This window comes from Isoalcanivorax pacificus W11-5, from assembly GCF_000299335.2.
Lineage (GTDB): Bacteria > Pseudomonadota > Gammaproteobacteria > Pseudomonadales > Alcanivoracaceae > Isoalcanivorax > Isoalcanivorax pacificus.
In genome coordinates, this window is record NZ_CP004387.1 from 1,401,383 (window position 1) to 1,422,692 (window position 21,310).

Consider the following 21,310-nt stretch of genomic DNA (forward strand, 5'->3'; position numbering starts at 1 on the left):
CCTGTTCACAGGTCTGGCCCCATGCTGACGTGAATCCGGAATTCGTCGCGCTGATCGGACGGGCGCGCCACATCGAGCCGGATCGGGCCGATCGGCGAGCGCCAGCGGATGCCGACGCCGTAACCGTACACGGCCTCGAAGGTATCCAGGGTATCGAATGCGTTACCGCCGTCGATGAAAATCGCCGCGCTCCAGCTCGGCAGAAAAAGATGATCGTACTCGACACTGCCGGTGAGCAGATGGCGGCCACCGACGACATCGCCATCGTCGTTGGTGGGCCCCAGGCTTTCATACGCGTAGCCGCGGACGCTGGCGTCGCCACCGGCAAAGAAGCGCACGGAACTGGGTAGCTCGACCAGTTCATCGGCTTCGGTGACGCCGGCATCGGCGCGGCTGATGATGCGTCCGCCGAGCAGCGGGAAGATCAGTTTGGCGCGGCCACGGAATTGCACAAAGGTGACACTGGAGGCCAGCGCCTGCTCGGCGAAACGCACCTTGCCGGACAAGTGCCAGCCATGTTGCGGGTACACGGGATGGTCGCCGCGTGTGCGTGCCAGTTCGAAACCGGGCATCAGCAGATCGGTGCGGTCGCGCACGTCGGCGACGGTAAAATATTCGCGCTCGAACTCCAGCGAGGTGGTAGCGATCCAGTTGGATTTCAGCTCGAGTTGATGCGCCACACCGAGACGATAGCGTTCGCTGTCGCTGGTGTCGGTCTCTTCGTCCCGGTAGCCGGCCGAGAAGGTGACTTTCTCGCGGTTCGGCTCAATCGGGATTTCATAGTTGAAACCGGCACCGGAGCGCACCGGCGACGCTTCCATCTCGAAGCTGTAGCGGTGGCCGCGCCGGTTCACGCGGCGGTTTTCATACCCCAGCCGCAGGCGCGGGCCGATGTCAGTGGAGAACCCGATACCGGCCATGTAGCCGTGCTTGGCACGGGCGGTCGTGGTGGCGGCCACGGATACTCGCCGGCTTTGTGCGTCCGGCTCAGTGCTGATGCGCACATTGCCGTAGTAGCCGCTGCTGTTGAGTGATTGTTGCAGGTTGATCAACTGGCGGCTGTCGTAGGGGTCGCCGGGCACGAACGGAATGAAGCGCTGTGCCAGTTCCGGGTGCAGCACATCCTGTTCCAGCGTCACCTCCCCGAACCGGTAACGTGGCCCGCTGTCCAGGTGCAGCACGATGCGCGCCTGCTGCCGGGGCACGTCCACTTCCAGCCGGTGTGCCACCATCTGGCTGTCGAAATAGCCGCGGTCTGCGGCCAGCCGTGACAGCGTATTGCGCATCTGCTCGTAGCGATCATGGCGCAGTGGGTCACCGGCTTTCAGGGCCGGGTTGGCCAGCACCTCGCGAAATGCCGGGTCGCTTTCTGCCGGCCCGGTCACGGTCATCTGCACCTCGCTCACGGTGACGCGCGGCCCGGTCGTGACCTGCATATCCAGCGTCCAGCAGTTGTCGGTGCGTTGCAGTCGGGTGGTCAGGGTGGGGCTGTAGTAACCCAGTGCGCGCAGCGCCGTGTCGGCGTTGCGGCGGGCGTTGCGTTGCATGGCGCGCTCGCGCCAGCTCGCCAGTTCACAGGGTTCATTGCCGATGGCCACGTGGGCCAGGATGTTGTCGCGTGGCTCGCCATCCACACCACTGAGCTGCAGCGACGGGGTGGCGGCCAGGGCGCCAGAGGTCATCAGGGTGAGCGTCAGCGCCAGCAGCAGGCGGCGCAGTGCGCAATGCCATGCGCGGACTGTCTGTAACGGAAAACCAAGCATGCCTTGCCCGCGACGCTGAATAACGAGAACGGCCATCCCGGCCGTCGGAGCACCCATTGTATCGCTGTGAGACAAAGTATCAGCGTTTACGTTGCGGAAAAGCGTAAAAAAATCAGTGTGAAGGCGCGTGTCAGTGTGCCTGGCCGGATTGCCGGTCGCGGGCATAGTCACTGGCGCTGGGGCGTTTTTTCAAACGGCGTTGCAGGGTGCGGCGGTGGATGCCAAGGGTGCGCGCAGCGGCAGAGATGTTGCCGTCATGATCATCCAGCACCCGCTGGATATGTTCCCATTCCAGCCGTTCCAGCGATGGCGGGGCATCCGGCAGTAATGGCGTCTGCTCCGGCGTGTTGTCGCCCAGAGCGGCGAGAATATCGGCCAGGCTGGCCGGTTTGGTCAGGTAGTTGTGGGCGCCACGCCGGGTGGCGGCCACCGCTGAGGGAATAGAACCATAACCGGTCAGCACCAGCACCCGGCAGGCCGGGAAGCGCGCCAGGACCGGTGTGATCAGTGTCAGGCCGTTGTCGTGACCGAGATTGAGATCCAGGATGGCGGCGTCCAGCGTCGCAAGGGCGGGCAGCAGCGCCAGGCAGGCGTCCACGCTGTCGGCGGCGTGGCAGTGCCAGTCGCGGCGGCCAAGCGCACGTTGCAACTGGGTGCGCAGGGCATCGTCGTCTTCGACGATCAGAATCGAATGGGCGTGCGTGCTCATGGCTGCTCCCCACGGGGCACGCGGATGCGCGCCTGGGTCCACTGTCGGTCGAAATCCAGTTCCAGTGTAGCGCCGAGTGCGGCGAGGCTGGTCTCCACCAGCGCAAGGCCAATGCCCAGGCCTTCGCGTTCACGTTGCCCGTCACCGCGCGGGCCATCGTCGCTGATCTGGATCAGCAGGCCGTTGCTGTCCTGGTCGCAGGCGATATCCAGGTGCGTGGCGCCGGCATCGCAGGCGTTATAGCCGAGATTGGCCAGCACGCGCTGCCAGGTGCCGCGCTGGCGCAATAGCGGGTCCAGCGGGCCTTGCCAGCGCACGGTGAGGGTGGGCGCCAGATGCCGCAGGGTCAGTGCCAGTTCGCCGGTCAATACGGACAGCGCGCAGGGTGGCTCCGCCTGGGCGGCGGTTTCCGGCGCCGGGCGCAGCAGGGCACTGATGCGCCGTGCCAGCGCGCCGATCTGTTGCGCGTCCTCGCGGCTGTGGGCCGGCAGGCCGGTGTCCTCGGCCAGTGATTCGCTCAGCAACAGCAGGGTGGAGAGCGGCGTGTTCAGTTCATGGGCACGGTCGGCCAGCGTGGCGCCGACCTGATACATGCGTTCGCGCTGCAGCGCCAGATTGAGCGCCGTGCCCTGGCTGCGCAATTCCCGCTGCTGGGCTTGCCGCAACAGTTGCCCGAGTATGGTCAGCACAGCGGCCACGGCAGAAAACGCCAGCCACATGCCCAGGCCATGGTCGGGGTGGATTTCGTTGGTCAGCGCGTGCAGGTGGCTGTGATGGCTGGGGACCAGATGCCAGTGCAGCGTCAGGCCATAGCCACCGATGGCGATGGCCGATTGCAGCAGGCTCACCGGCAGCGGCAGCGCCAGTGCGGCCAGCAGCACCGGCAGCAGCAGATAGAAGGCGATCGGGTTGGCCGAGCCGCCCAATTGATGCAGCAGGGCCAGAAACAGTAACTGGTCGATCAATACTTCCAGCCCGCACAACCACCACTGCCAGCGTACCGGACGGTTGCGCGTCAGCAGGAACAGCAGCGACGGCAGCCACAACAGCACCAGCCACAAGGCCACCTGCACGCTCGGCAAGGGCGAAGCTGCGCGCAGGTCGGCGAGCAGATACAGCAATGCCAGGGCAGTCACCAGACTGCCGCGCAGGAATACCAGGCGGCGGCGCCAGGCACGCGGGTCTTGCCAGCTTGAAGTCATCGGCGGCTTATCGGCTCATGAAGCCGTCTATTGTAGCGATCACGCGCGCGGAGGGGGTGTGGCAAATTGTCCTGTCTGCTGATCCTGCATTCAGCCCGGCAGGGTGGCGCGGCCATAGAGCACTTCGGCCATCAGGCCGGGCAGGGCCGGGTGGCGCCAGTGGCGGGTGTCGTTGAGATCGAAACCATGCCGGTGCAGCAGTGCTGCGGTATCGCGGGTCAGTTCGCAGCCACAGGCCAGCCGGCGCCACACCGGGTTGATGCCCCGTTGCAGACGCCGCAGGCCATGCCGGTGGCTGGCGACATGTTCCAGCACCAGCACCGTACCGCCCGGACGCAGCACGCGCGCGATCTCGGCGGCGGCAGCCTCGGTGTCGGGGATGGTGCAGAACACCAGGCAGGCGACCACGCTGTCGAAGTGGTCATCGGGGTAAGGCAGCGCTTCAGCGCCGGCTTTCACCAGCGTGAAGCGTTGCGGGTCCGGCAGGCTGGCGGCGCGGTCACGGGCCAGGCGCAACAGCGCTGGCGTCGGTTCAATGCCGTGTATTTCGGTGGCCGCAGCGGTGTAGCTGGGAAAGTTGGCGCCCGTGCCGACGCCCAGTTCCAGCACGCGACCGCTGGCCTGGGCCAGCAGTTCGCGGCGGGTGCGTTCCAGTGGGCGCGTGGCCCAGTCCAGCAGGGGAGGGAAGATATGGTCTTCGTACCAGCCCAATGTCAGTGCTCCTGTGGTGGCAACGCGTATTTCTCCGGGTGCTCCATCATGTCCATGGTGAGCGGCGCTGTCATCACATTGGTCAGGTTGCGGTCGGTAACGCGGCTGAAGCGGCGGCGCTGACGTTCAAAGGAACGGAAGCTGCGGTACTGTTCGTCGAACAGACGCACTTCCTGCAGCCGTTTGAAGGCATACATGGTATCCAGTGCGTCCATCGACCAGGCCGGTGTGTAGCGGGTGGCGCGGGCCAGGTAGTCGTAGGCCTGGTTCAGGTCGCGTTTGCGGCTCATGTAGATCAGCGCGTTGGCGTACTCATAGTTGAGAATCGGAATATCCGGCGCCATTTCGAATGCCTTGCCGAACGATTCATCCACCACCGTGCTGCGAGCGCCGTAGGTAATACGGCCCGTGGCGCGCCCGACGCGGCGCATGATCCCGGCATCGACGCCGGCGCGGAAGGCGTGGCCCAGCGGGTGGTCGGGGATCAGTTCCACCACCTCTTCGGCACCGCCCTTGATCTTGCCAATATAGCGGCGGAACACGATCACCGGCACCGGTGATTCCTCGGCGATACGGGCCAGGGCATAGGCATAGCCGAGCTTGGTGAAGGCGACGATCTCGGCGGCGATCGGGTCGTCCTCCGCGCGTTCCAGGATGTGGAAATGCTCGCGCACCTTGTTGGCCACATCCTGCAGCATCATGTATTTGTCGCTTTGCCGCTCAGTCAGATAGATCGCCTGAAGTATCTGCGCGAACATCGCCGGGTACAGGCCGATCACGCCGAGCTTCATGCCTTCCTCGCGGGCCTGTTGCAGGTCGCCGCGCAGGAACAGGCGCCAGACGTGGATGTTCTTCTGGCTGAAATCCTCGAAGTCGCCGTTGAAGGCCTCCACGCCCTCGACGATCTCCGGATAGTTGGAAATCATGTACTCCAGATAGTCCGCCGACGGAAACGGCGCACGGATACCCACCATGAATTCATCCCAGCGTGCCTCGATCTGCTCCGGCGTGTAGTCGAAGAAGGCAGTGTTGAACGGCACCTTCGGCCATTCGCGCAGGAAGATGCGCTCGTCCACGGGGATGTCTTCGTAGGAAAGCTCCTCCGGTGTTACTTCGTCCATTTCGTCGATGTTCTCATCGTCATCGACTGCGTGGGCATTCAGGGAGAGCAGGCAGGTGAACAGCAGGACGAGCCAGAAAGGTCTGGCGGCCGGGTGGGCTGATTTCATATCGGCACTCGTTATTATCCGGATTGTTCTTATTGGTTATGACACCGCAAGTCCAAGCCTGAACATTGCCATATTACTGCCGCATTTGAACAGGCCGCTGCGTCAGCCATTGCTGGCGCGAACGTACCGCTGACAAACGGGAGGCGGGGAAATCAGGGACTTATCGCCGGGCCGCGTGGCCATGCGGCCACGCTTTGCGACGGATGGTGCCGGGAGGGGGCGGACGACGGTGCCGCAGGTCAGCCGCCGTGGCGCTGCAGGATGTCCAGATACGTGGCGGACTGGGCGTGTGTGGCAACGATATCGGCCAGGCTGTGGCCCTGCGGGTCACGGGCGGCGACGTTGCGACCGGCCTCGCTGAAAAAACGGACGAAACGCTCGAAGTCCTCTTCGCGCAGGCTGCGATAGGCGCGTTGCAGGGCGTGGAAGTCGGCATCCACACCGGATTCCGGCATGCTGTCGAGAAACACCCGGATCTGGTCGTCGGTCATCGGCTCGCCGATGACTTTCTTTTTGTCTTTGCGCTCGCTCATCTGGGTCTCCTGCTCGGGGGCGCGATTATCCCCGCGTCAGGGCGCCTTTTTCAACCGCCAGAGCCGGGGGTGAGGCCGACAGGCCAGCGGAACGGGACCTGATGGCGGGTGGTCAGGCCGCCGATCACCACCAGCACACGCACCATGGCGACGAACGAATCCGGGATCACCAGATGCAGGCGACGGAACTCGTCCAGCAGCGCACGCAGGTTCTCGACCAGCGTGCTGTCGGTCTGGTGAGCACGTACCAGCGCCGCCGACAGCCGGGTCAGACGCTCTTCATCCAGACCCTGGAAGCCGGCCGCCTCGAACAGCGGCAGCAACGGGTCGTCACGCAGGCCGAGCAGGCGCATCAGCAGCGCGGTGTAATGCTGTCGCTCGCTGCGGGTGAGGTGTTCCACTGCACCGAAATCGAGCACTGCCAGCTCATTGTCCGGCGTCACAATGAAGTTGCCGGGGTGCGGGTCAGCGTGGAAAAAGCCGAACTCCAGCACCTGCCGCAGGGTGCTGTCCATCAGCCGTTCGAGCATCGGGCGGGCCCGCGCCGGGTCCTGCTCCAGCACCTGGGACAGGCTCTGTCCCGGTATCCACTCGGTGACCAGCAGGCGTTCGCTGCTCAGGGCGGGATAGGCTTTCGGAACACGGATGCCGGCAGCATGAGGCAGCGCGGCAAAGGCCAGCAGGTGGCGCAGCTCCTCACTGAAATCCAGTTCGCGTTCGGTGGTGAGGATCAACTGATTGACGATCTGGCGCAGGTCCAGCTCACGCAACAGCGGGGCGATCACCCGGGTCAGGGCTCGCAGTGCAGCGGCGTCCTGGGAAAACTCGGCCTGTACGCGCGGCAGTTGCAGTTTCACCGCCACCTCGGTGCCGTCGGTGAGCCGGGCGCGGTGCACCTGGGCAATCGAGGCGGACGCCACGGGAATGATATTGAAGGCGCTGAAGGAACTGGCCCAGTCCTTGCCGAGCAGCTCTTCCAGCCACGGCTGCACGTCATCAAAGTGCGCCGCCGGGGCGTCCTCGCGCAGTGTGGAGAAGGCGTCAATATAGGCCGGGGGCAGCAGGTCGGGACGGCAACTGAGGAACTGGGCGAACTTGATCCAGGCACCGCCGTTGCGCCGGCACAATTCGGCCAGCGCCCGGGCGACATCGTCGTGCAGCGGGTCCAGCACCTGTTCATCGCGGTGGCGCAGCAGCTCGCGGTGTTGCCAGAGTGCCTGCTGAATGCGGCGGCCGGTGATCAGCACACGTCCATAGCGGGCGCGCGCATGCCATAGCAGGCGTGGCGTGCTCGCGGTGGTTGGTGCGGTCATGGCTGACATGCTGGGCTCCCGGTCCGGCGCTCTTTATGACATAACGCCAGCGGCAAGTCCAAGCGACTACAGGCGACCCCGGCGGTGGCGCCGTCGGGATCCGGCGCCCTGGTTCGCCTTGAGTGCGGCACAGGCAGCAGCACGCGGACGCGACCAATGCTACGCTCCTGGCCAGCACACACGGGGCTCATCGGGGGCACATGGATACGGCACTGGATACCTATCTCGACAAACTCTGGCACACCCTGTTCAGCAAGGGCGTTCCGGGCCTGGTGTCGCCTGACGAGATCCGCCGGCGCGGGCAGCCCCACCGTCAGGTGCGCGCGGCCGAACTGCGCGAAGTGGCGCGGGTGCAACGTGAACTGGCGGCCCTGGTGGAGGGCCGGCTGCAGCTCACCGCAGCAGGGCGGCTGTCAGAAGCCGTGGATGACACCGCTCTGAACGCGGTCCGGCTCAATCCGGTGATCGAGCAGCGCGGTGGGGATTGGCGTGTGGCACCGCTGGATGCGGCCGCGATGTTGTCGCAGGCCGGTCTGGCGGAATCGGTGCGCGAAGTGCGCCGGGCACTGACGCTGCGACATATCGCCGTGCTGGCCGAAGAAGAGGGGCGGCGACTGCCGCGCGAGCGCCTGCAACAGACGGTGGTGGACCCGGACTGGCTGGCCCGCTGGCAGGATGCGGCGGCCGGATGTGTCTCCATTGAACTGAAACGACTGTGGGCGCGGCTGCTCGCCGGTGAGGTGTTGCGGCCCGGCACCTATTCGGTGCGTACACTGGAGTTCCTGCGGCTGGTCTCGCGTCGTGATCTGGAAATGGTGAGCCTGTGCGCGCGGTTTGCCTTTGACGGTTTTATCTACCGGCAGCCGGGGCGTTATTTTTCCGCCACGCTGCACCAGCCGCTGTTCGAGACACTGGAGGAGCTGGGATTGTTGCGCGGCGTGTATGGCCGTCCGGAAACCTGGCTGCTGGCCTCGGCCACCGGTGATCGCTTTCGTGCCATCCTGCCGTGTCAGCACCGTGCGATCTTCATCGAGCGGGGCGCCGGCCAGGATGATCTGCGCTTCCCGGTCTATCGCCTGACCCGCTTTGGCCGCGAGGTGCTGTCGCTGTTTCCGGTCGAGGCAGACACCGCCTACCTGCTGGCCGTGGCAGGCGAATTCAAGAAGCAGGGGTGCGAGGTGCAACTGGGCGACTGGATGCACGAGGGCGGGCAGGGGCTGTTTGCCGAGCGCCTCTCGTTATAGCCGTCCAGAGACTGGCAGACGAAAAAAAGGCGGCCACAGGCCGCCTTTCTCCGGATGCGCAGCAGGTGCTTAGCTGGCAGCCATGTCCTTCAGTTTCTTCAGCGGGCGTACTTTGACAACGATGGAGGCCGGTTTGGCCTTGAACATGGTTTCTTCACCAGTGAAGGGGTTGATGCCCTTGCGCGCCTTGGTGGCCGGCTTCTTCACCGTAGTGATTTTCAGCAGACCCGGCAGGGTGAACTGACCGGCGCCTTTCTTGGCCACATGGGCTTCGACCAGGGTGGAAAGCTCTTCAAATACCGCGGTGACCTGCTTTTTGGTCAGGCCGGTGGTTTCAGCGATGGTCGCGGTGATCTGGGTCTTGCTCATCGGCTCGGAAACAGCCTTGAGCTTACGCGGTGCCGGAGCAGCCTTCGGTGCAGCTTTCTTGGCAGCAGCCTTGGCAGGTGCCTTTTTGGCAGCCGGTTTTTTCGCAGCAGCAGCTTTCTTTTTTGCAGCCATTGGATTGAGTACCCCTGTCTGGTTCATCCGAGAGAGTTGGTATGGTTCCTGTGCGAACAGTTGGCGCAGGGGCACGTTTTACCGCGCCCTTACCGCAGCAGCCGCTGCCACTGGGCCGTTTGCCGCGTGTTCTGGGCCTGTTATATGCGATGGCGTGAACGTCAGCAAGCCGTTTGGCCCCATTTTTATAGGTGTTTTGCTACTTTTCCCGCGAAAAAGCCCTGCTTTGTGCCTTCAGGGGCTGCTGCACCGCCGCCAGCATGGCTGCCGGCAGGGTGAATCGCTATACTAGCCGCCTTTCCGCGACCGGCTCCCAGACGCTGGCGCGGGCCCGAACGATTCAGTGGAACCGGATGTTATGCGAAGCCATTACTGTGGTGATTTGAGGGCTGCCCACGACGGGGAGCAAGTGACCTTGTGCGGATGGGTACACCGTCGCCGTGACCATGGCGGCGTCATCTTCCTGGACCTGCGCGACCGCGCCGGCCTGGTGCAGGTGGTATTCGATCCGGATACCCAGGACGCCTTTGCCCGCGCCGACAAGGTGCGCAGCGAGTACGTGGTCCAGGTGCAGGGCCGTGTGCGCCTGCGCGACGAAGCCGTGCGCAACAGCCGCATGGCCACCGGCGATATCGAAGTCCTGGGCACCGGCCTGACGCTGCTGAACACCTCCGAGACGCCGCCGTTCGAGCTGGACGAGCGCACCGCCGCCGGCGAGGAAGTGCGCCTGAAATACCGTTATCTGGACCTGCGCCGCCCCGAGGTGCAGGCCAATTTCCGTTTCCGCTCGCGCCTGACCGCCGCCGTACGCCGCGCGCTGGAAGCGCAGGGTTTCATGGATGTGGAAACCCCGATCCTGACCAAGGCCACGCCGGAAGGCGCGCGTGATTATCTGGTGCCGAGCCGCACCCATCCGGGCAGCTTCTTTGCGCTGCCGCAGTCGCCGCAGTTGTTCAAGCAGCTGCTGATGGTGGCCGGCTTCGACCGTTACTACCAGATCGCCAAATGCTTCCGCGATGAAGACCTGCGTGCCGACCGGCAGCCGGAATTTACCCAGATCGACCTGGAAGCCTCGTTTGTCGACGAGAACGACATCATGGCGATCACCGAAAGCATGGTGCGCGACGTCTTCGCCGAGCTGCTCAATGTGACGCTGCCCGAATTCCCGCGCATGCCGTTCTCCGAGGCCATGCGCCGTTTCGGTTCCGACAAGCCGGACCTGCGCATCCCGCTGGAACTGGTGGACATCGGTGACCTGCTCGCGAACGTGGACTTCAAGGTGTTCTCCGGCCCGGCCAACGATCCGGCCGGCCGCGTGGCTGCACTGCGCGTGCCGGGCGGGTGCGAAATCAGCCGCAAGGAGATCGACGACTACACCAAATTCGTCAGCATCTACGGTGCCAAGGGCCTGGCCTATATCAAGGTCAACGACCTGGCGGCCGGCAACGATGGCCTGCAGTCACCGATCCTGAAATTCCTCACCGATGACGCGATCCAGGGCATCCTCGAACGCACCGGCGCAGCCACCGGCGACCTGATCTTCTTCGGCGCCGACAAGGCGAAGATCGTCAACGAAGCGCTGGGTGCGCTGCGTATCCGCGTGGGTCATGACCGTGGCCTGGTGCAGGGCGACTGGGCACCGCTGTGGGTGGTGGATTTCCCGATGTTCGAACAGGACGACGACGGCAGCTGGGCGGCCTTGCACCACCCGTTCACCAAGCCGTCGTGCACACCGGAAGAACTGGTGGCCAACCCGGGTGCGGCACTGTCGCGCGCCTATGACATGGTGCTCAACGGCACTGAACTGGGCGGCGGCTCGATCCGTATTCACGAGCCGACCATGCAGCGCGCGGTGTTCAAGGCGCTGGGCATCAGTGATGAGGAGGCGGAAGAGAAATTCGGCTTCCTGCTCGACGCGCTCAAGTTTGGCGCGCCGCCGCACGGTGGCCTGGCCTTTGGTCTGGACCGGATGGTGATGCTGATGACCGGCTGCGAGTCGATCCGTGATGTGATTGCCTTCCCGAAAACCCAGACGGCAGCCTGCCCGCTGACCCAGGCGCCCGCCGAAGTGAGCAGCCGCCAGCTGCGCGAACTGGGCATCGCCGTGCGCAAGGGCGAGTAACCCGACAGGCAACACCCAGACGGCCCGCTTTCAAGCGGGCCGTTTCGTACAGACCGCACCAGATTAATAAAGGAAGCAGCACGAGGTTGGTATGGCCGGACACAGTAAATGGGCGAACATCAAGCACCGCAAGGCGGCCCAGGATGCCAGGCGGGGCAAGATCTTCACAAAACTGATCCGTGAAATCACCGTCGCCGCCCGGCTGGGCGGCCCGGAGCCGAACGACAACCCGCGCCTGCGCGCGGTGGTCGACAAGGCCCTGACCGCCAATATGACCCGCGACACCATTGACCGCGCCATCAAGCGCGGCATCGGCAGCGACGACGGCGCCAGCATGGACGAGATCAGCTATGAAGGCTACGGCCCGGGCGGCGTGGCGGTGCTGGTGGAAACCATGACCGACAACGTCAACCGCACCGTATCGGATGTGCGCCATGCGTTTACCAAGCATGGCGGTAACCTGGGCACCAGCGGATCGGTGGCCTACCTGTTCACCAAGCGTGGTGAAATCCTGTTCGAGCCGGGTACCGATGAAGACGCGCTGATGGAAGCCGCACTGGAAGCCGGCGCCGAAGACGTACAGGTGGATGACGACGGCTCCATGACCGTGATCACTACGGCCGACCGTGCCTTTGGTGACGTGGTCGACGCCCTCAAGGCGGCAGGCTTCGAACCCGCCAATGCCGAGGTGACCATGCACCCGGCCACCGACGCCGAGGTGGACGGCGACACCGCCGAGAAGGTGATGAAGATGATCGATCACCTGGAAGATCTCGACGACGTGCAGAACGTCTACACCAACGTCCGCTTCCCGGATGATTTCGAAGGTTGACCTCGCTGGTGGTGCCGGGATACTCCGCGCGCGATTTTACCGAATACACAATCTTCCCTCTGTCGACGGCACCGGCTTCTATATATAGTAGCCACCCAATCGCCACCGGCCCGTCCGGGCCTGTGGTCGCCGTCCGGCAATCATCAGACCCACGCCCTTGCATACTGTCCATAAGTTGAGTATCAATGCCGCATGACGCGCATCCTTGGCATTGACCCCGGCTCCCGGTTCACCGGCTATGGCCTGATTGATCAGGTGGGCCAGAAGTGCCGCTTTGTGGCCTGTGGCACGATTGCCACACAAGGCGATGACATGGCGGCCCGGCTGGGACAGATTTTTGGCCAGCTCACCGAAGTGGTGAGCGCCCATTCACCCGTGGAAGTGGGCATCGAAAAAGTGTTCCTGGCCCGCAATGCGGATTCCGCGCTCAAGCTCGGGCAGGCCCGTGGCGCGGCGATTGCTGCTGTCGTGCAGACGGGGCTGCCGGTATTCGAATATTCCGCCCGCCAGGTCAAGCAGGCGCTGGTTGGCACCGGCGGTGCGGAAAAACATCAGGTCGCCCAGATGGTGTGCTACCTGCTGGGGCTGGAGAAAGCCCCACAGGCGGACGCTGCCGATGCGCTCGGCATTGCCATCTGTCACGCTCACATGCGCGTCAGCCTTGCCCGTATGGCCGGGGCCAGCGCCATCCGCAGAAGAAGAATTCGATGATTGGACGTCTCAGAGGCACCTTGCTGGAAGCGCGCCCGCCGTGGTTGCTGGTGGAAGTGGGTGGTGTCGGCTATCAGGTGGAAGCACCGATGACAGCCTTTTACCAACAGAACACACCCGGCGAACAGATTATCCTGCACACCCACATGGTGGTGCGCGAAGACGCACAATTGCTGTACGGTTTTGTCGACCGCTTCGAGCGTGAGCTGTTCCGTGCGCTGATCAAGGTCAACGGCGTCGGCCCGAAAATGGCACTGGCGATTCTGTCCGGCATTGAGGCTGAACGGCTGGTGCGCTGCATCGAAGAACAGGACACCAGTTCGCTGGTGCGCGTGCCGGGCATCGGCAAAAAGACGGCCGAGCGGCTGGTGATCGAGATGCGAGATCGTCTCGACCGGCTGGAAGGCAACCCGGTGACGGTGCCGGGCCGCGTCGCGCTGCCGGCGTCGTCGCAGGTGAATGCTGATGCCGTGGCGGCGCTGGAAGCGCTCGGTTACCGGGGCAAGGATGCAGAACAGGCGGTGGCGAAAGCGGCCGCCGGGCTGGATGACGCGGAACAGGCGGCGCTCGACAGCGCCGAACTGATCCGCAGGACGTTGCGTCTGCTGGCGCGCTGACGCAGCACGGGGACAGGCTCATGGACAGTGAACGACTGATCTCGGCGAACACCACCGGCGGTGTCGAGGAACAGCTTGAACGGGCCATCCGTCCGTCGAGCCTGGCAGATTACCGTGGCCAGCCGAAAGTCAGCCAGCGCATGGAAATCTTCATTGATGCGGCACGCATGCGTGGTGAGGCACTGGATCACACCCTGATCTTTGGTCCGCCAGGGCTGGGCAAGACCACGCTGGCGCATATCATTGCCCGTGAAATGGGTTCCGAGCTGAAAAGCACCTCCGGCCCGGTGCTGGAAAAGGCCGGCGATCTGGCGGCCATTCTCACCAATCTCGAATCCGGCGACGTGCTGTTCGTCGATGAGATTCATCGCCTGTCGCCGGTGGTGGAGGAGATCCTCTACCCGGCGATGGAGGATTACCAGCTCGACATCATGATCGGCGAAGGGCCTGCCGCCCGTTCGATCAAGATCGACCTGCCGCCGTTTACACTGGTCGGCGCCACCACACGTGCCGGCCTGCTCACGGCGCCGCTGCGTGACCGTTTCGGCATTGTGCAGCGGCTGGAATTCTATTCCGTGCCGGATCTGGCCGGCATCGTGTTGCGCTCCTGTGACATTCTCAACCTGCCCGTGGACGACGAGGGCGCCGAAGAAGTGGCGCGCCGCTCCCGGGGCACGCCGCGTATTGCCAACCGGTTGCTGCGCCGTGTGCGCGATTACGCCGAAGTGCGTGGCAATGGCCGGATCACCGGCGACATTGCCCGTGCGGCACTGGACATGCTGGAAGTGGATGCGCTGGGCCTGGACGGCACCGACCGCCGGCTGCTGTCCACCATGATGGAAAAATTCGATGGCGGCCCGGTGGGGCTGGAAAGCCTGGCGGCCGCGCTGAACGAAGACGCCGGCACGCTGGAGGAAGTGGTGGAGCCTTACCTGATCCAGCAGGGGTTCATTCATCGCACACCGCGTGGCCGGCAGGTAACCAACCATGCCTGGCGTCATTTCGGTCTGCGGCCGCCGTCGTCGTCCGTCGGGAATGCAGGGGACCTGTTCGATGTTTAACACAGTTTTCCAACGATGACGGCTACCATGGGCGCACCGCCGGAATTTAGCCTGCCCGTGCGGGTCTACATCGAGGACACCGATGCCGGCGGCATTGTGTACTACGTGAACTATCTGAAGTTCATGGAGCGTGCGCGCACTGAATACCTGCGCAGTTTTGGCTACCAGCACTACGCGCTGGCAGACGAGGATTTCCAGTTTGTGGTGCACTCCTGCGAGGTGCGTTATCTCAAGCCGGCGCGTATTGATGATGCCTTGCACGTTACGGCCGCACTGGCGCGCATTGGCCGGGCCGGGCTTGATTTTGTGCAGCAGGTCCGGCGCGACGGGGAACTGCTGTGCGAGGGCAGGGTCAAGGTGGCCTGCGTACGTGCTTCGGATCTGGTGCCGCGCGCATTGCCCACGGCGCTGCGCAGTGCCATGCAGGCGGCGTCATGATCATGAACAGGGTCTGACAAGAGCCGGCGGGCAAGGTTGGTCCAAAGGCTAATAGAGCACGTCGTCAGCGTACGGCGAGAATGAAGGAGACGGGGTAGATGCAAGTGGACTCGGATGCCATGTCCATATGGAGTCTGGTCAGTGGTGCCACGACACTGGTGCAACTGGTCATGCTGCTGCTGGTGGCGCTGTCGGTGATGTCCTGGGTAATGATCGTCACGCGCATTCGCGTGATTGGTCGTGCCCGCCGTGCCGGTGCTGCGTTTGAAGACCGTTTCTGGTCCGGTGAGGACCTGTCTTCGCTGTATCAGCAGGTAAAAAAGGACCCTGATCCGGATTCCGGGCAGCAGGCGATTTTTCGTGCCGGCTTCCAGGAATTCGTGCGTTTGTCGAAGTCCTCGCGGGATGCCGATGCCGTGATGGAAGGCGCCCAGCGTGCCATGCGGGTGGCATTGCAGCGCGAGCAGTCGCGCCTTAACCGCTCATTGCCGTTCCTTGCCACGGTCGGTTCCACCAGCCCCTACATCGGCCTGTTCGGCACCGTCTGGGGCATCATGAATTCGTTCCGCGCACTGGCCAATGTGAGCCAGGCGACGCTGGCGGTGGTGGCACCGGGGATTGCCGAGGCGCTGATTGCTACCGCCATGGGCCTGTTTGCTGCGATCCCGGCAGTTGTGGCCTACAACCGTTTTGCGGCCGCCACGGATGAGCTGGTGGGCGAATGTGAAATGTTTGCCGAGGAATTCTCTTCTGTGCTGCATCGCCAGGCTCACGGCCGTGGAGGCGCGCAATGATCAAGGTGCGGGCACCGCGCAAGCTGGTGGCGGACATCAACGTCGTGCCCTACATCGACGTGATGCTGGTACTGCTGGTGGTGTTCATGATCACGGCGCCGATGATGACGCAGGGGCTGCAGGTCGACCTGCCGAAGACCACCAGCCAGCCGATCGTCACCGACGAAGAGCCGGTGGTGATCACGGTAAAGAAAGACGGCAACTACTTTATCAATGTCGGTGAAACACAGCAGACCTCGTCGTCGCTGGAAAACGTGAGTGGGCACGTACAACGCATCAAGCGCAACGCGCCGGAGACGCTGTTTCTGGTAGAGGGCGATACCGAGGTGCCCTACGGCCGGGTGATCGAGCTGATGGCCATGTTGCAGGGCGCCGGCATCGAGCGCCTCGGGCTGGTGACGGAACCGCCGGAGCCGACGGGCAGATGAACTGGCGTGACGGGGCCCCGGCGGTCGCCATATCGGTGTTGCTGCACGTGCTGATTGTCGGGCTGATGGTGTTTTCCTGGGCCGGCACACCGGAGCTGAGAAAGCCCAGGCCGGCACCGCCACATATTCAGGCGGTGGTGATGGAGCGACCGAAACCGGCAGCCGCACAACCGGCGCCGAGGCCACGTCCTGCGCCGCGACCGGCCCCACGGCCCGAACCGGAAGCGCCGAAACCCGCTCCGAAACCGGCGCCGAAGCCGGCGGAGGTGCCGCGCCCGCAGCCGACGCCACAGCCTGAACCCAGGCCGGCGCCGAAACCGGAGCCGGCCCCCAGCTTTGAACAGCCCGACCTGGCTGAACTGCTGGCAGAAGAGGAAGTGATGCGCGCCGAACAGCGGGAAGCCGCCCGCGAGGAACAGACGGCGGCGCAGCAGAGTGACAGTGACAGCCTGGAAGCGGACCCGGAAACGTCAGAGTACATCGCGGCGATCCAGAGCACCGTGAGCCGTCGCTGGAGCCGTCCGCCGAGTGCGCGCAATGGTATGGAAGTAAAACTGGCCGTGCGCCTGGCACCGGGCGGTGATGTGCTCAATGTCACAGTGCAGCAATCCAGTGGCGATGCAGCACTGGACCGTACCGCCGTGGCTGCGGTCAAGAACGCGGGACGTCTACCCGTGCCGGAAGGCGCCGCGTTCGAAAAATTTCGTGAATTCACCTTTTTGTTCCGGCCGGAGGATATGCGGTTGTGAGAAAGTGGACCTTCATTTTGCTGCTGGGATGCCTGAATCTGGTGCACGCTTCGTTAGCCAACGCCAATCTGGTGATCGAGATCACACAGGGCAGGGAAGACGCCGTGCCCATCGCCGTGGTGCCGTTCCAGGCCACCGGTGGGCAGCCCGACGAGGACATTGCGGCTATCGTGGCTGCCGATCTGCATCGCAGCGGCCAGTTCAGACCCTTGCCGACAGCGGATCTGCTGAGCCGTCCGTCCCGTGGCGAAGATGTGATCTGGCGCGATTTTCGTGTCATGAACACCGATTATGTCGTGCTCGGACGTGTGAATCGCCAGGCCGATGGCCTCTTTAAAGTGGAATACGAACTGCACGACGTGGCCCGTGGTGCCCGCCTGCTGGCAGCCAGCTACACGCCGGAGGCATCGCAACTGCGTGATGTGGCGCATTCGATTTCCGACCGCGTGTTCGAACAGCTTACCGGTATCCAGGGTGCGTTCAGCACCAAGATCCTGTATGTGACCGTCGACCACGATGCCAGTTACCCGTTCCAGCTCCAGTACGCTGACGCCGACGGCCACCGCACACAGACCATCCTGCGCAGCCGTGAACCGATCATGAGCCCGTCCTGGTCGCCGGATGGCAGCCGGGTGGCCTATGTCTCGTTCGAGGGCGACGGCCTGCCGAAAATCTATGTGCATGAACTGGCATCGTCGCAGCGACGGGTGGTGTCCAGTGAGCGCGGGATCAACGGTGCGCCGGCCTGGTCGCCGGACGGCACGCGTCTTGCACTGACTCTCTCGCGTGACGGCAACCCGCAGATCTATACCCTGGACCTGCAGAGCGGGCAGCTCACCCGGCAGACCAACAGCCGTGCCATCGACACCGAGCCGCGCTGGCTGCCGGACGGGCAATCGCTGATCTTTACTTCCAGTCGCAGTGGCGGCCCGCAAATCTACCGGCTTGATCTGCGCGACGGCAGCGTGCGCCGTCTGACCTTTGAAGGGAATTACAACGCCCGCCCGGATATTACGCCTGATGGCCGGCATCTGGTGTTCGTGCACCGCAGCAGCGGTCGCTTCCAGATCGGCGTTCAGGATTTGAAACGTGGCACATTCGATGTTGTCACGGGTACGAATATGGACGAGTCACCCAGTGTTGCGCCAAATGGAACTATGATAATTTATGGCACGCAAGAGGGTGGCACTGGAGTCCTCGAGGCCGTATCCATCGATGGCAGGGTAAAGGTGAACCTGCCATCGAAGGAAGGGGAAGTCAGGGAGCCGGCGTGGTCGCCGTTCCTCTGAAAAGGATCTAAATCTCACCGGAAACAACAGGAGTTTCTGTCATGCGCGTCACTACCTTCAACAAATTGCTTGTGGCCTTGCTGGCCTCTGCCATGCTTGCCGCTTGCTCCAGTAAGCCCACCGAAGAAGACACTTACGAAACCACTCCGGAGCCGGTGGCCGAGCAGCCGTCCACCACTACCCCGGTAGTGCCGACCCGTCCGACCCGCCCGGACTACAGCAACATCCCGCTGACGGCGGAAAACTTCCACAACCATCCGTCTCACTACGATGGCACCACCGATTCCCGCACCATCTACTTTGCGTTCGACCGCTCTGAAGTGCCGGCGGCTGCGTTTGACACCCTGCGTGCCCACGCCAGCCACCTGAAGAGCAACCGCAACGCCAAGGTGCGTCTGGAAGGTCACACCGACGAGCGCGGCACCCGTGAGTACAACGTTGCACTGTCCGAGCGTCGTGCCAAGGCGGTTGAGCAGTTCCTGCGCGTACAGGGCGTGTCTGCTTCCCAGCTCGAAACCGTGGCTTACGGTGAAGAGAAACCGGCTGCTCGCGGCTCCGACGAAATGTCCTGGGCCAAGAACCGTCGCGTGGAACTGAACTACACCTCTGGCCGTCCGTAAGGTCATGAGGTCAGCCAGCATGAAACGCCTGATGACAGGCCTTCTGCTTGGCGGTCTGGCGGGGACTGTGGCAGCACAGTCCTCCACCGGTCCGCTGACGGTTGAGGACCGCGTCTACCCGCGGCCTCAATCGTCGGCGGCGCCGGCCCGGCCCCAGGGGCAGGCACAGGGCGGCACTCCCGCCGTTCCGCAGGAAGGCGTGATGGTGCTGATGCAGCAGATGCAGCAGTACGAAGAAGAGTTGCAACGGCTGCAGGGCATGATCGAAGAACTGCGCCACGAGCTGGACAGCAGCCGTGAAGCGGAACGTGCCCGCTATGTCGACCTGGATACCCGGATCAATGCTCTGGCGGAAGCCTCGCTGGACAAAGCTCCCCAGGACGACGCACCGGCAGGTGATGGCAGTGGCAATGCCGCCGCCAGTAATGCCGAGAACGACCGCGCGGCCTATTCCGCCGCCCGTGAGAAGCTGCTGGCCCGTGATTTCCCGGCAGCAGGCAATGCCTTCGAGCAGTACCTCAAGGATTTCCCGCAGGGGCAGTTCCGTCCCTTCGCACATTTCTGGCTGGGCGAGATCTACCGTAGCCAGCCGAGCCCTGATCGCAACAAGGCGATGGAGCAGTTCCAGACCGTGGTGGACGACTACCCTGACCACAGCCAGGTGCCCGCTGCGCTCTACAAACTGGCCACCTTGCAGGCAGAGTCCGGCGATACCACCCGCGCCCGTGTCACCCTCAACCGCATCATCAAGCAGTATGAGGGCACCTCCGAAGCACGGCTGGCACAGGGCATGCTTGACCAACTGAAGTGACGTCCGCGCCCGGTATGCTAGAATCCCGGCCCCGTTGAGCAGCCGGCTGGCCCGTCGTGGAACTCCGCATCACCGAAATTTTTCACTCCCTGCAGGGCGAAGCCCGAAGTGTGGGGCGCCCGACCGTCTTCGTGCGCCTGACCGGCTGCCCGCAGCGGTGCGTCTGGTGCGATACGGAATACGCTTTCCAGGGTGGGCAACGTCGCGATCTGGCGGACATCGTCGCGGAAGTGGGAAGCTACGGCGCCGAATATGTCACCGTGACCGGTGGCGAGCCGTTGGCGCAGCCAAACTGCCTGCCCCTGCTGACACAGCTGTGTGACGCCGGCTTCCAGGTCAGTCTGGAAACCGGCGGCGCCATGGACATTGCCGGGGTGGACCCGCGGGTGTCCGTGGTAATGGATCTGAAAGCGCCGGACTCCGGCGAGATGCACAACAACCGGCTGGCCAATATCGCTCTGCTCAAAGCGGCGGACCAGGTCAAATTCGTGCTCGCCAGCCGCCGTGACTACGACTGGGCGCGCCTGCAACTGGACCAGCACGCGCTGCCGGACAAAGTGGCAGATGTGCTGTTCTCACCTGTCTGGGGGCAACTGCCGCCGGAGCAGCTGGCCCAGTGGATACTGGAAGACCGGCTGCCCGTGCGTTTTCAGCTCCAGCTCCACAAGATTCTCTGGGCGGACGCCCGGGGCCGCTGAGGCGGCTGGATCACCATCTGAACCAAGGTCATGCGAACAGAGGTCATGCGAACAAGGGTGACGCGATGAAAAAAGCAGTCGTATTGCTGTCCGGTGGGCTGGATTCCGCCACCTGCCTGGCGATGGGCCAGGAGGCTGGCTATCAATGCCATACGCTGGCGTTCGACTACGGCCAGCGTCACCGCGCCGAACTGGTGGCGGCCGAGCGGGTGTCACGCTACCACGGCGCGGCCAGCCACCGGGTCATCCGGCTGGACCTGGGCACCATTGGTGGCTCGGCGCTGACCGACACCGCCCTGGCGGTGCCGGAGGAAGAGAGCGAGGGCATCCCGATCACCTACGTGCCGGCGCGTAACACCGTGTTCCTGTCGCTGGCCCTGGGGCTGGCCGAGGTGCTGGAGGCAGATGCCATCTATATCGGCGTCAATGCGGTGGATTACTCCGGTTACCCCGATTGCCGCCCGGCGTTTATCGACGCCTTCCGTGCGCTGGCAACAGTGGCCACCAAGGCGGGCGTGGAGGGCCATGCGCCGTCCATCCAGACCCCGCTGCTGACCCTGAGCAAGGGCGACATCATCCGTGCCGGCACCGCGCTGGGCGTGGATTACAGCCTGACGGTGTCCTGCTACCAGGCGGATGACGACGGCCAGGCCTGCGGCCGTTGTGACAGTTGCCGGCTGCGTCGCGCGGGCTTTGCCGCCGCCGGTGTGGTGGATCCAACCCGCTATGCGGGGGCCATGCCGAAATAAAAATTGCACATTGCCCTTGTCAGAGCGGAAAAAATTAGTATCATTTGCGCCTCTTCGAGCGGGCCGTTAGCTCAGCGGTAGAGCAGTTGGCTTTTAACCAATTGGTCGATGGTTCGAATCCATCACGGCCCACCACTTCTTCAAGCAAAAACGCCCTGGCAACCTGTTGCCGGGGCGTTTTTGTTT

General features: G+C 63.8%; 23 protein-coding genes and 1 tRNA gene. 16 read left to right on the forward strand and 8 right to left on the reverse strand.

Annotation, left to right across the window (positions count from 1 at the left end):
* Positions 1–5: 5 nt before the first annotated feature.
* The 7 genes from S7S_RS06245 to S7S_RS06275 form a co-directional block, all read right to left on the reverse strand.
* Positions 6–1,799, reverse strand: a complete 1,794-nt coding sequence (locus S7S_RS06245) for an autotransporter assembly complex protein TamA (protein WP_202966531.1) — start codon at positions 1,797–1,799, stop codon at positions 6–8.
* Between the two features lie 94 nt (positions 1,800–1,893).
* The gene (locus tag S7S_RS06250) at positions 1,894–2,472 is read right to left on the reverse strand and encodes a response regulator transcription factor (RefSeq protein ID WP_008739775.1); all 579 of its coding nucleotides are present in this window, start codon (positions 2,470–2,472) and stop codon (positions 1,894–1,896) included.
* A complete protein-coding gene (locus S7S_RS06255; protein ID WP_008739780.1) occupies positions 2,469–3,674 on the reverse strand; it encodes a sensor histidine kinase in 1,206 nt (401 codons plus the stop codon). The genes S7S_RS06250 and S7S_RS06255 overlap by 4 nt, the downstream gene beginning before the upstream one ends.
* Before the next feature lie 90 nt (positions 3,675–3,764).
* Positions 3,765–4,385: a class I SAM-dependent methyltransferase gene (locus S7S_RS06260; RefSeq protein WP_008739782.1), complete on the reverse strand. Its 621-nt coding sequence runs from the start codon at positions 4,383–4,385 to the stop codon at positions 3,765–3,767.
* Between the two features lie 2 nt (positions 4,386–4,387).
* Positions 4,388–5,614 (reverse strand): hypothetical protein, encoded by a 1,227-nt coding sequence (locus S7S_RS19805; RefSeq protein ID WP_008739785.1) that lies wholly within the window; start codon positions 5,612–5,614, stop codon positions 4,388–4,390.
* Positions 5,615–5,853: 239 nt separating this feature from the next.
* Complete coding sequence (locus S7S_RS06270; RefSeq protein ID WP_008739787.1) at positions 5,854–6,147, reverse strand: PA4642 family protein; 294 nt, start codon at positions 6,145–6,147, stop codon at positions 5,854–5,856.
* Between the two features lie 50 nt (positions 6,148–6,197).
* On the reverse strand, positions 6,198–7,469 hold the full coding sequence (locus S7S_RS06275) for an ABC1 kinase family protein (RefSeq protein WP_008739789.1): 1,272 nt from the start codon (positions 7,467–7,469) through the stop codon (positions 6,198–6,200).
* A 191-nt stretch (positions 7,470–7,660) separates the two neighbouring features.
* Between S7S_RS06275 and S7S_RS06280 the strand changes: the two genes are divergently transcribed.
* Positions 7,661–8,704 (forward strand): DUF2806 domain-containing protein, encoded by a 1,044-nt coding sequence (locus tag S7S_RS06280; protein ID WP_008739791.1) that lies wholly within the window; start codon positions 7,661–7,663, stop codon positions 8,702–8,704.
* A gap of 69 nt (positions 8,705–8,773) precedes the next feature.
* Here S7S_RS06280 and S7S_RS06285 read toward each other — a convergent pair whose 3' ends face one another.
* Positions 8,774–9,205, reverse strand: coding sequence for an HU family DNA-binding protein (locus S7S_RS06285; protein ID WP_008739793.1), 432 nt, complete (start codon positions 9,203–9,205; stop codon positions 8,774–8,776).
* Between the two features lie 358 nt (positions 9,206–9,563).
* On the opposite strand from S7S_RS06285, the gene aspS reads away from it, so the two are divergent.
* The 15 genes from aspS to S7S_RS06360 all read left to right on the forward strand — a co-directional run bounded on the left by aspS (position 9,564) and on the right by S7S_RS06360 (position 21,259).
* On the forward strand, positions 9,564–11,327 hold the full coding sequence (gene aspS / locus S7S_RS06290; protein WP_008739795.1) for an aspartate--tRNA ligase: 1,764 nt from the start codon (positions 9,564–9,566) through the stop codon (positions 11,325–11,327).
* A gap of 91 nt (positions 11,328–11,418) precedes the next feature.
* Positions 11,419–12,159: a YebC/PmpR family DNA-binding transcriptional regulator gene (locus S7S_RS06295; protein ID WP_008739796.1), complete on the forward strand. Its 741-nt coding sequence runs from the start codon at positions 11,419–11,421 to the stop codon at positions 12,157–12,159.
* 192 nt (positions 12,160–12,351) lie between these two features.
* On the forward strand, positions 12,352–12,870 hold the full coding sequence (ruvC, locus tag S7S_RS06300; protein ID WP_008739798.1) for a crossover junction endodeoxyribonuclease RuvC: 519 nt from the start codon (positions 12,352–12,354) through the stop codon (positions 12,868–12,870).
* Positions 12,867–13,487, forward strand: a complete 621-nt coding sequence (ruvA, locus tag S7S_RS06305) for a Holliday junction branch migration protein RuvA (protein WP_008739800.1) — start codon at positions 12,867–12,869, stop codon at positions 13,485–13,487. The genes ruvC and ruvA overlap by 4 nt, the downstream gene beginning before the upstream one ends.
* Positions 13,488–13,507: 20 nt before the next feature.
* A complete protein-coding gene (gene ruvB / locus S7S_RS06310; RefSeq protein ID WP_008739802.1) occupies positions 13,508–14,548 on the forward strand; it encodes a Holliday junction branch migration DNA helicase RuvB in 1,041 nt (346 codons plus the stop codon).
* Positions 14,549–14,575: 27 nt separating this feature from the next.
* Positions 14,576–14,986: a tol-pal system-associated acyl-CoA thioesterase gene (ybgC, locus tag S7S_RS06315; protein WP_008739803.1), complete on the forward strand. Its 411-nt coding sequence runs from the start codon at positions 14,576–14,578 to the stop codon at positions 14,984–14,986.
* 119 nt (positions 14,987–15,105) lie between these two features.
* Positions 15,106–15,780 carry a protein TolQ gene (gene tolQ / locus S7S_RS06320; RefSeq protein ID WP_202966532.1) on the forward strand — a complete coding sequence of 225 codons (675 nt, stop codon included), beginning with the start codon at positions 15,106–15,108 and terminating at the stop codon, positions 15,778–15,780.
* Positions 15,777–16,208, forward strand: coding sequence for a protein TolR (tolR, locus tag S7S_RS06325; RefSeq protein ID WP_008739806.1), 432 nt, complete (start codon positions 15,777–15,779; stop codon positions 16,206–16,208). Before tolQ ends, tolR begins: the two co-directional genes overlap by 4 nt.
* Positions 16,205–16,957, forward strand: a complete 753-nt coding sequence (gene tolA, locus S7S_RS19810; RefSeq protein WP_008739808.1) for a cell envelope integrity protein TolA — start codon at positions 16,205–16,207, stop codon at positions 16,955–16,957. Before tolR ends, tolA begins: the two co-directional genes overlap by 4 nt.
* Positions 16,954–18,246 carry a Tol-Pal system beta propeller repeat protein TolB gene (gene tolB / locus S7S_RS06335; protein ID WP_008739810.1) on the forward strand — a complete coding sequence of 431 codons (1,293 nt, stop codon included), beginning with the start codon at positions 16,954–16,956 and terminating at the stop codon, positions 18,244–18,246. Before tolA ends, tolB begins: the two co-directional genes overlap by 4 nt.
* Positions 18,247–18,287: 41 nt before the next feature.
* Positions 18,288–18,866 carry a peptidoglycan-associated lipoprotein Pal gene (gene pal / locus S7S_RS06340; protein WP_008739819.1) on the forward strand — a complete coding sequence of 193 codons (579 nt, stop codon included), beginning with the start codon at positions 18,288–18,290 and terminating at the stop codon, positions 18,864–18,866.
* A 31-nt stretch (positions 18,867–18,897) separates the two neighbouring features.
* Entirely contained in the window at positions 18,898–19,677 is a 780-nt protein-coding gene (gene ybgF, locus S7S_RS06345) for a tol-pal system protein YbgF (RefSeq protein ID WP_238582945.1), read from the forward strand.
* Positions 19,678–19,733: 56 nt separating this feature from the next.
* Positions 19,734–20,375 (forward strand): 7-carboxy-7-deazaguanine synthase QueE, encoded by a 642-nt coding sequence (gene queE / locus S7S_RS06350; RefSeq protein WP_008739823.1) that lies wholly within the window; start codon positions 19,734–19,736, stop codon positions 20,373–20,375.
* Between the two features lie 65 nt (positions 20,376–20,440).
* The gene (queC, locus tag S7S_RS06355; protein ID WP_008739825.1) at positions 20,441–21,124 is read left to right on the forward strand and encodes a 7-cyano-7-deazaguanine synthase QueC; all 684 of its coding nucleotides are present in this window, start codon (positions 20,441–20,443) and stop codon (positions 21,122–21,124) included.
* Between the two features lie 60 nt (positions 21,125–21,184).
* Positions 21,185–21,259 (forward strand) — tRNA-Lys (locus tag S7S_RS06360).
* Positions 21,260–21,310 lie beyond the last annotated feature (51 nt).

What these genes read in the sequence shown, in the direction of transcription:
- ruvA (WP_008739800.1), top strand. Translation starts at nt 12,867, where the DNA reads ATGATTGGACGTCTCAGAGGCACCTTGCTGGAAGCGCGCCCGCCGTGG.
- queC (WP_008739825.1), top strand. Translation starts at nt 20,441, where the DNA reads ATGAAAAAAGCAGTCGTATTGCTGTCCGGTGGGCTGGATTCCGCCACC.
- ruvB (WP_008739802.1), top strand. Translation starts at nt 13,508, where the DNA reads ATGGACAGTGAACGACTGATCTCGGCGAACACCACCGGCGGTGTCGAG.
- tolA (WP_008739808.1), top strand. Translation starts at nt 16,205, where the DNA reads ATGAACTGGCGTGACGGGGCCCCGGCGGTCGCCATATCGGTGTTGCTG.
- tolR (WP_008739806.1), top strand. Translation starts at nt 15,777, where the DNA reads ATGATCAAGGTGCGGGCACCGCGCAAGCTGGTGGCGGACATCAACGTC.
- S7S_RS06245 (WP_202966531.1), bottom strand. Translation starts at nt 1,799, where the DNA reads ATGGCCGTTCTCGTTATTCAGCGTCGCGGGCAAGGCATGCTTGGTTTT.
- ybgF (WP_238582945.1), top strand. Translation starts at nt 18,898, where the DNA reads ATGACAGGCCTTCTGCTTGGCGGTCTGGCGGGGACTGTGGCAGCACAG.
- S7S_RS06285 (WP_008739793.1), bottom strand. Translation starts at nt 9,205, where the DNA reads ATGGCTGCAAAAAAGAAAGCTGCTGCTGCGAAAAAACCGGCTGCCAAA.
- S7S_RS06255 (WP_008739780.1), bottom strand. Translation starts at nt 3,674, where the DNA reads ATGACTTCAAGCTGGCAAGACCCGCGTGCCTGGCGCCGCCGCCTGGTA.
- tolQ (WP_202966532.1), top strand. Translation starts at nt 15,106, where the DNA reads ATGTCCATATGGAGTCTGGTCAGTGGTGCCACGACACTGGTGCAACTG.
- S7S_RS06275 (WP_008739789.1), bottom strand. Translation starts at nt 7,469, where the DNA reads ATGTCAGCCATGACCGCACCAACCACCGCGAGCACGCCACGCCTGCTA.
- ruvC (WP_008739798.1), top strand. Translation starts at nt 12,352, where the DNA reads ATGACGCGCATCCTTGGCATTGACCCCGGCTCCCGGTTCACCGGCTAT.
- S7S_RS19805 (WP_008739785.1), bottom strand. Translation starts at nt 5,614, where the DNA reads ATGAAATCAGCCCACCCGGCCGCCAGACCTTTCTGGCTCGTCCTGCTG.
- pal (WP_008739819.1), top strand. Translation starts at nt 18,288, where the DNA reads ATGCGCGTCACTACCTTCAACAAATTGCTTGTGGCCTTGCTGGCCTCT.
- S7S_RS06250 (WP_008739775.1), bottom strand. Translation starts at nt 2,472, where the DNA reads ATGAGCACGCACGCCCATTCGATTCTGATCGTCGAAGACGACGATGCC.
- S7S_RS06270 (WP_008739787.1), bottom strand. Translation starts at nt 6,147, where the DNA reads ATGAGCGAGCGCAAAGACAAAAAGAAAGTCATCGGCGAGCCGATGACC.
- S7S_RS06280 (WP_008739791.1), top strand. Translation starts at nt 7,661, where the DNA reads ATGGATACGGCACTGGATACCTATCTCGACAAACTCTGGCACACCCTG.
- aspS (WP_008739795.1), top strand. Translation starts at nt 9,564, where the DNA reads ATGCGAAGCCATTACTGTGGTGATTTGAGGGCTGCCCACGACGGGGAG.
- ybgC (WP_008739803.1), top strand. Translation starts at nt 14,576, where the DNA reads ATGGGCGCACCGCCGGAATTTAGCCTGCCCGTGCGGGTCTACATCGAG.
- S7S_RS06295 (WP_008739796.1), top strand. Translation starts at nt 11,419, where the DNA reads ATGGCCGGACACAGTAAATGGGCGAACATCAAGCACCGCAAGGCGGCC.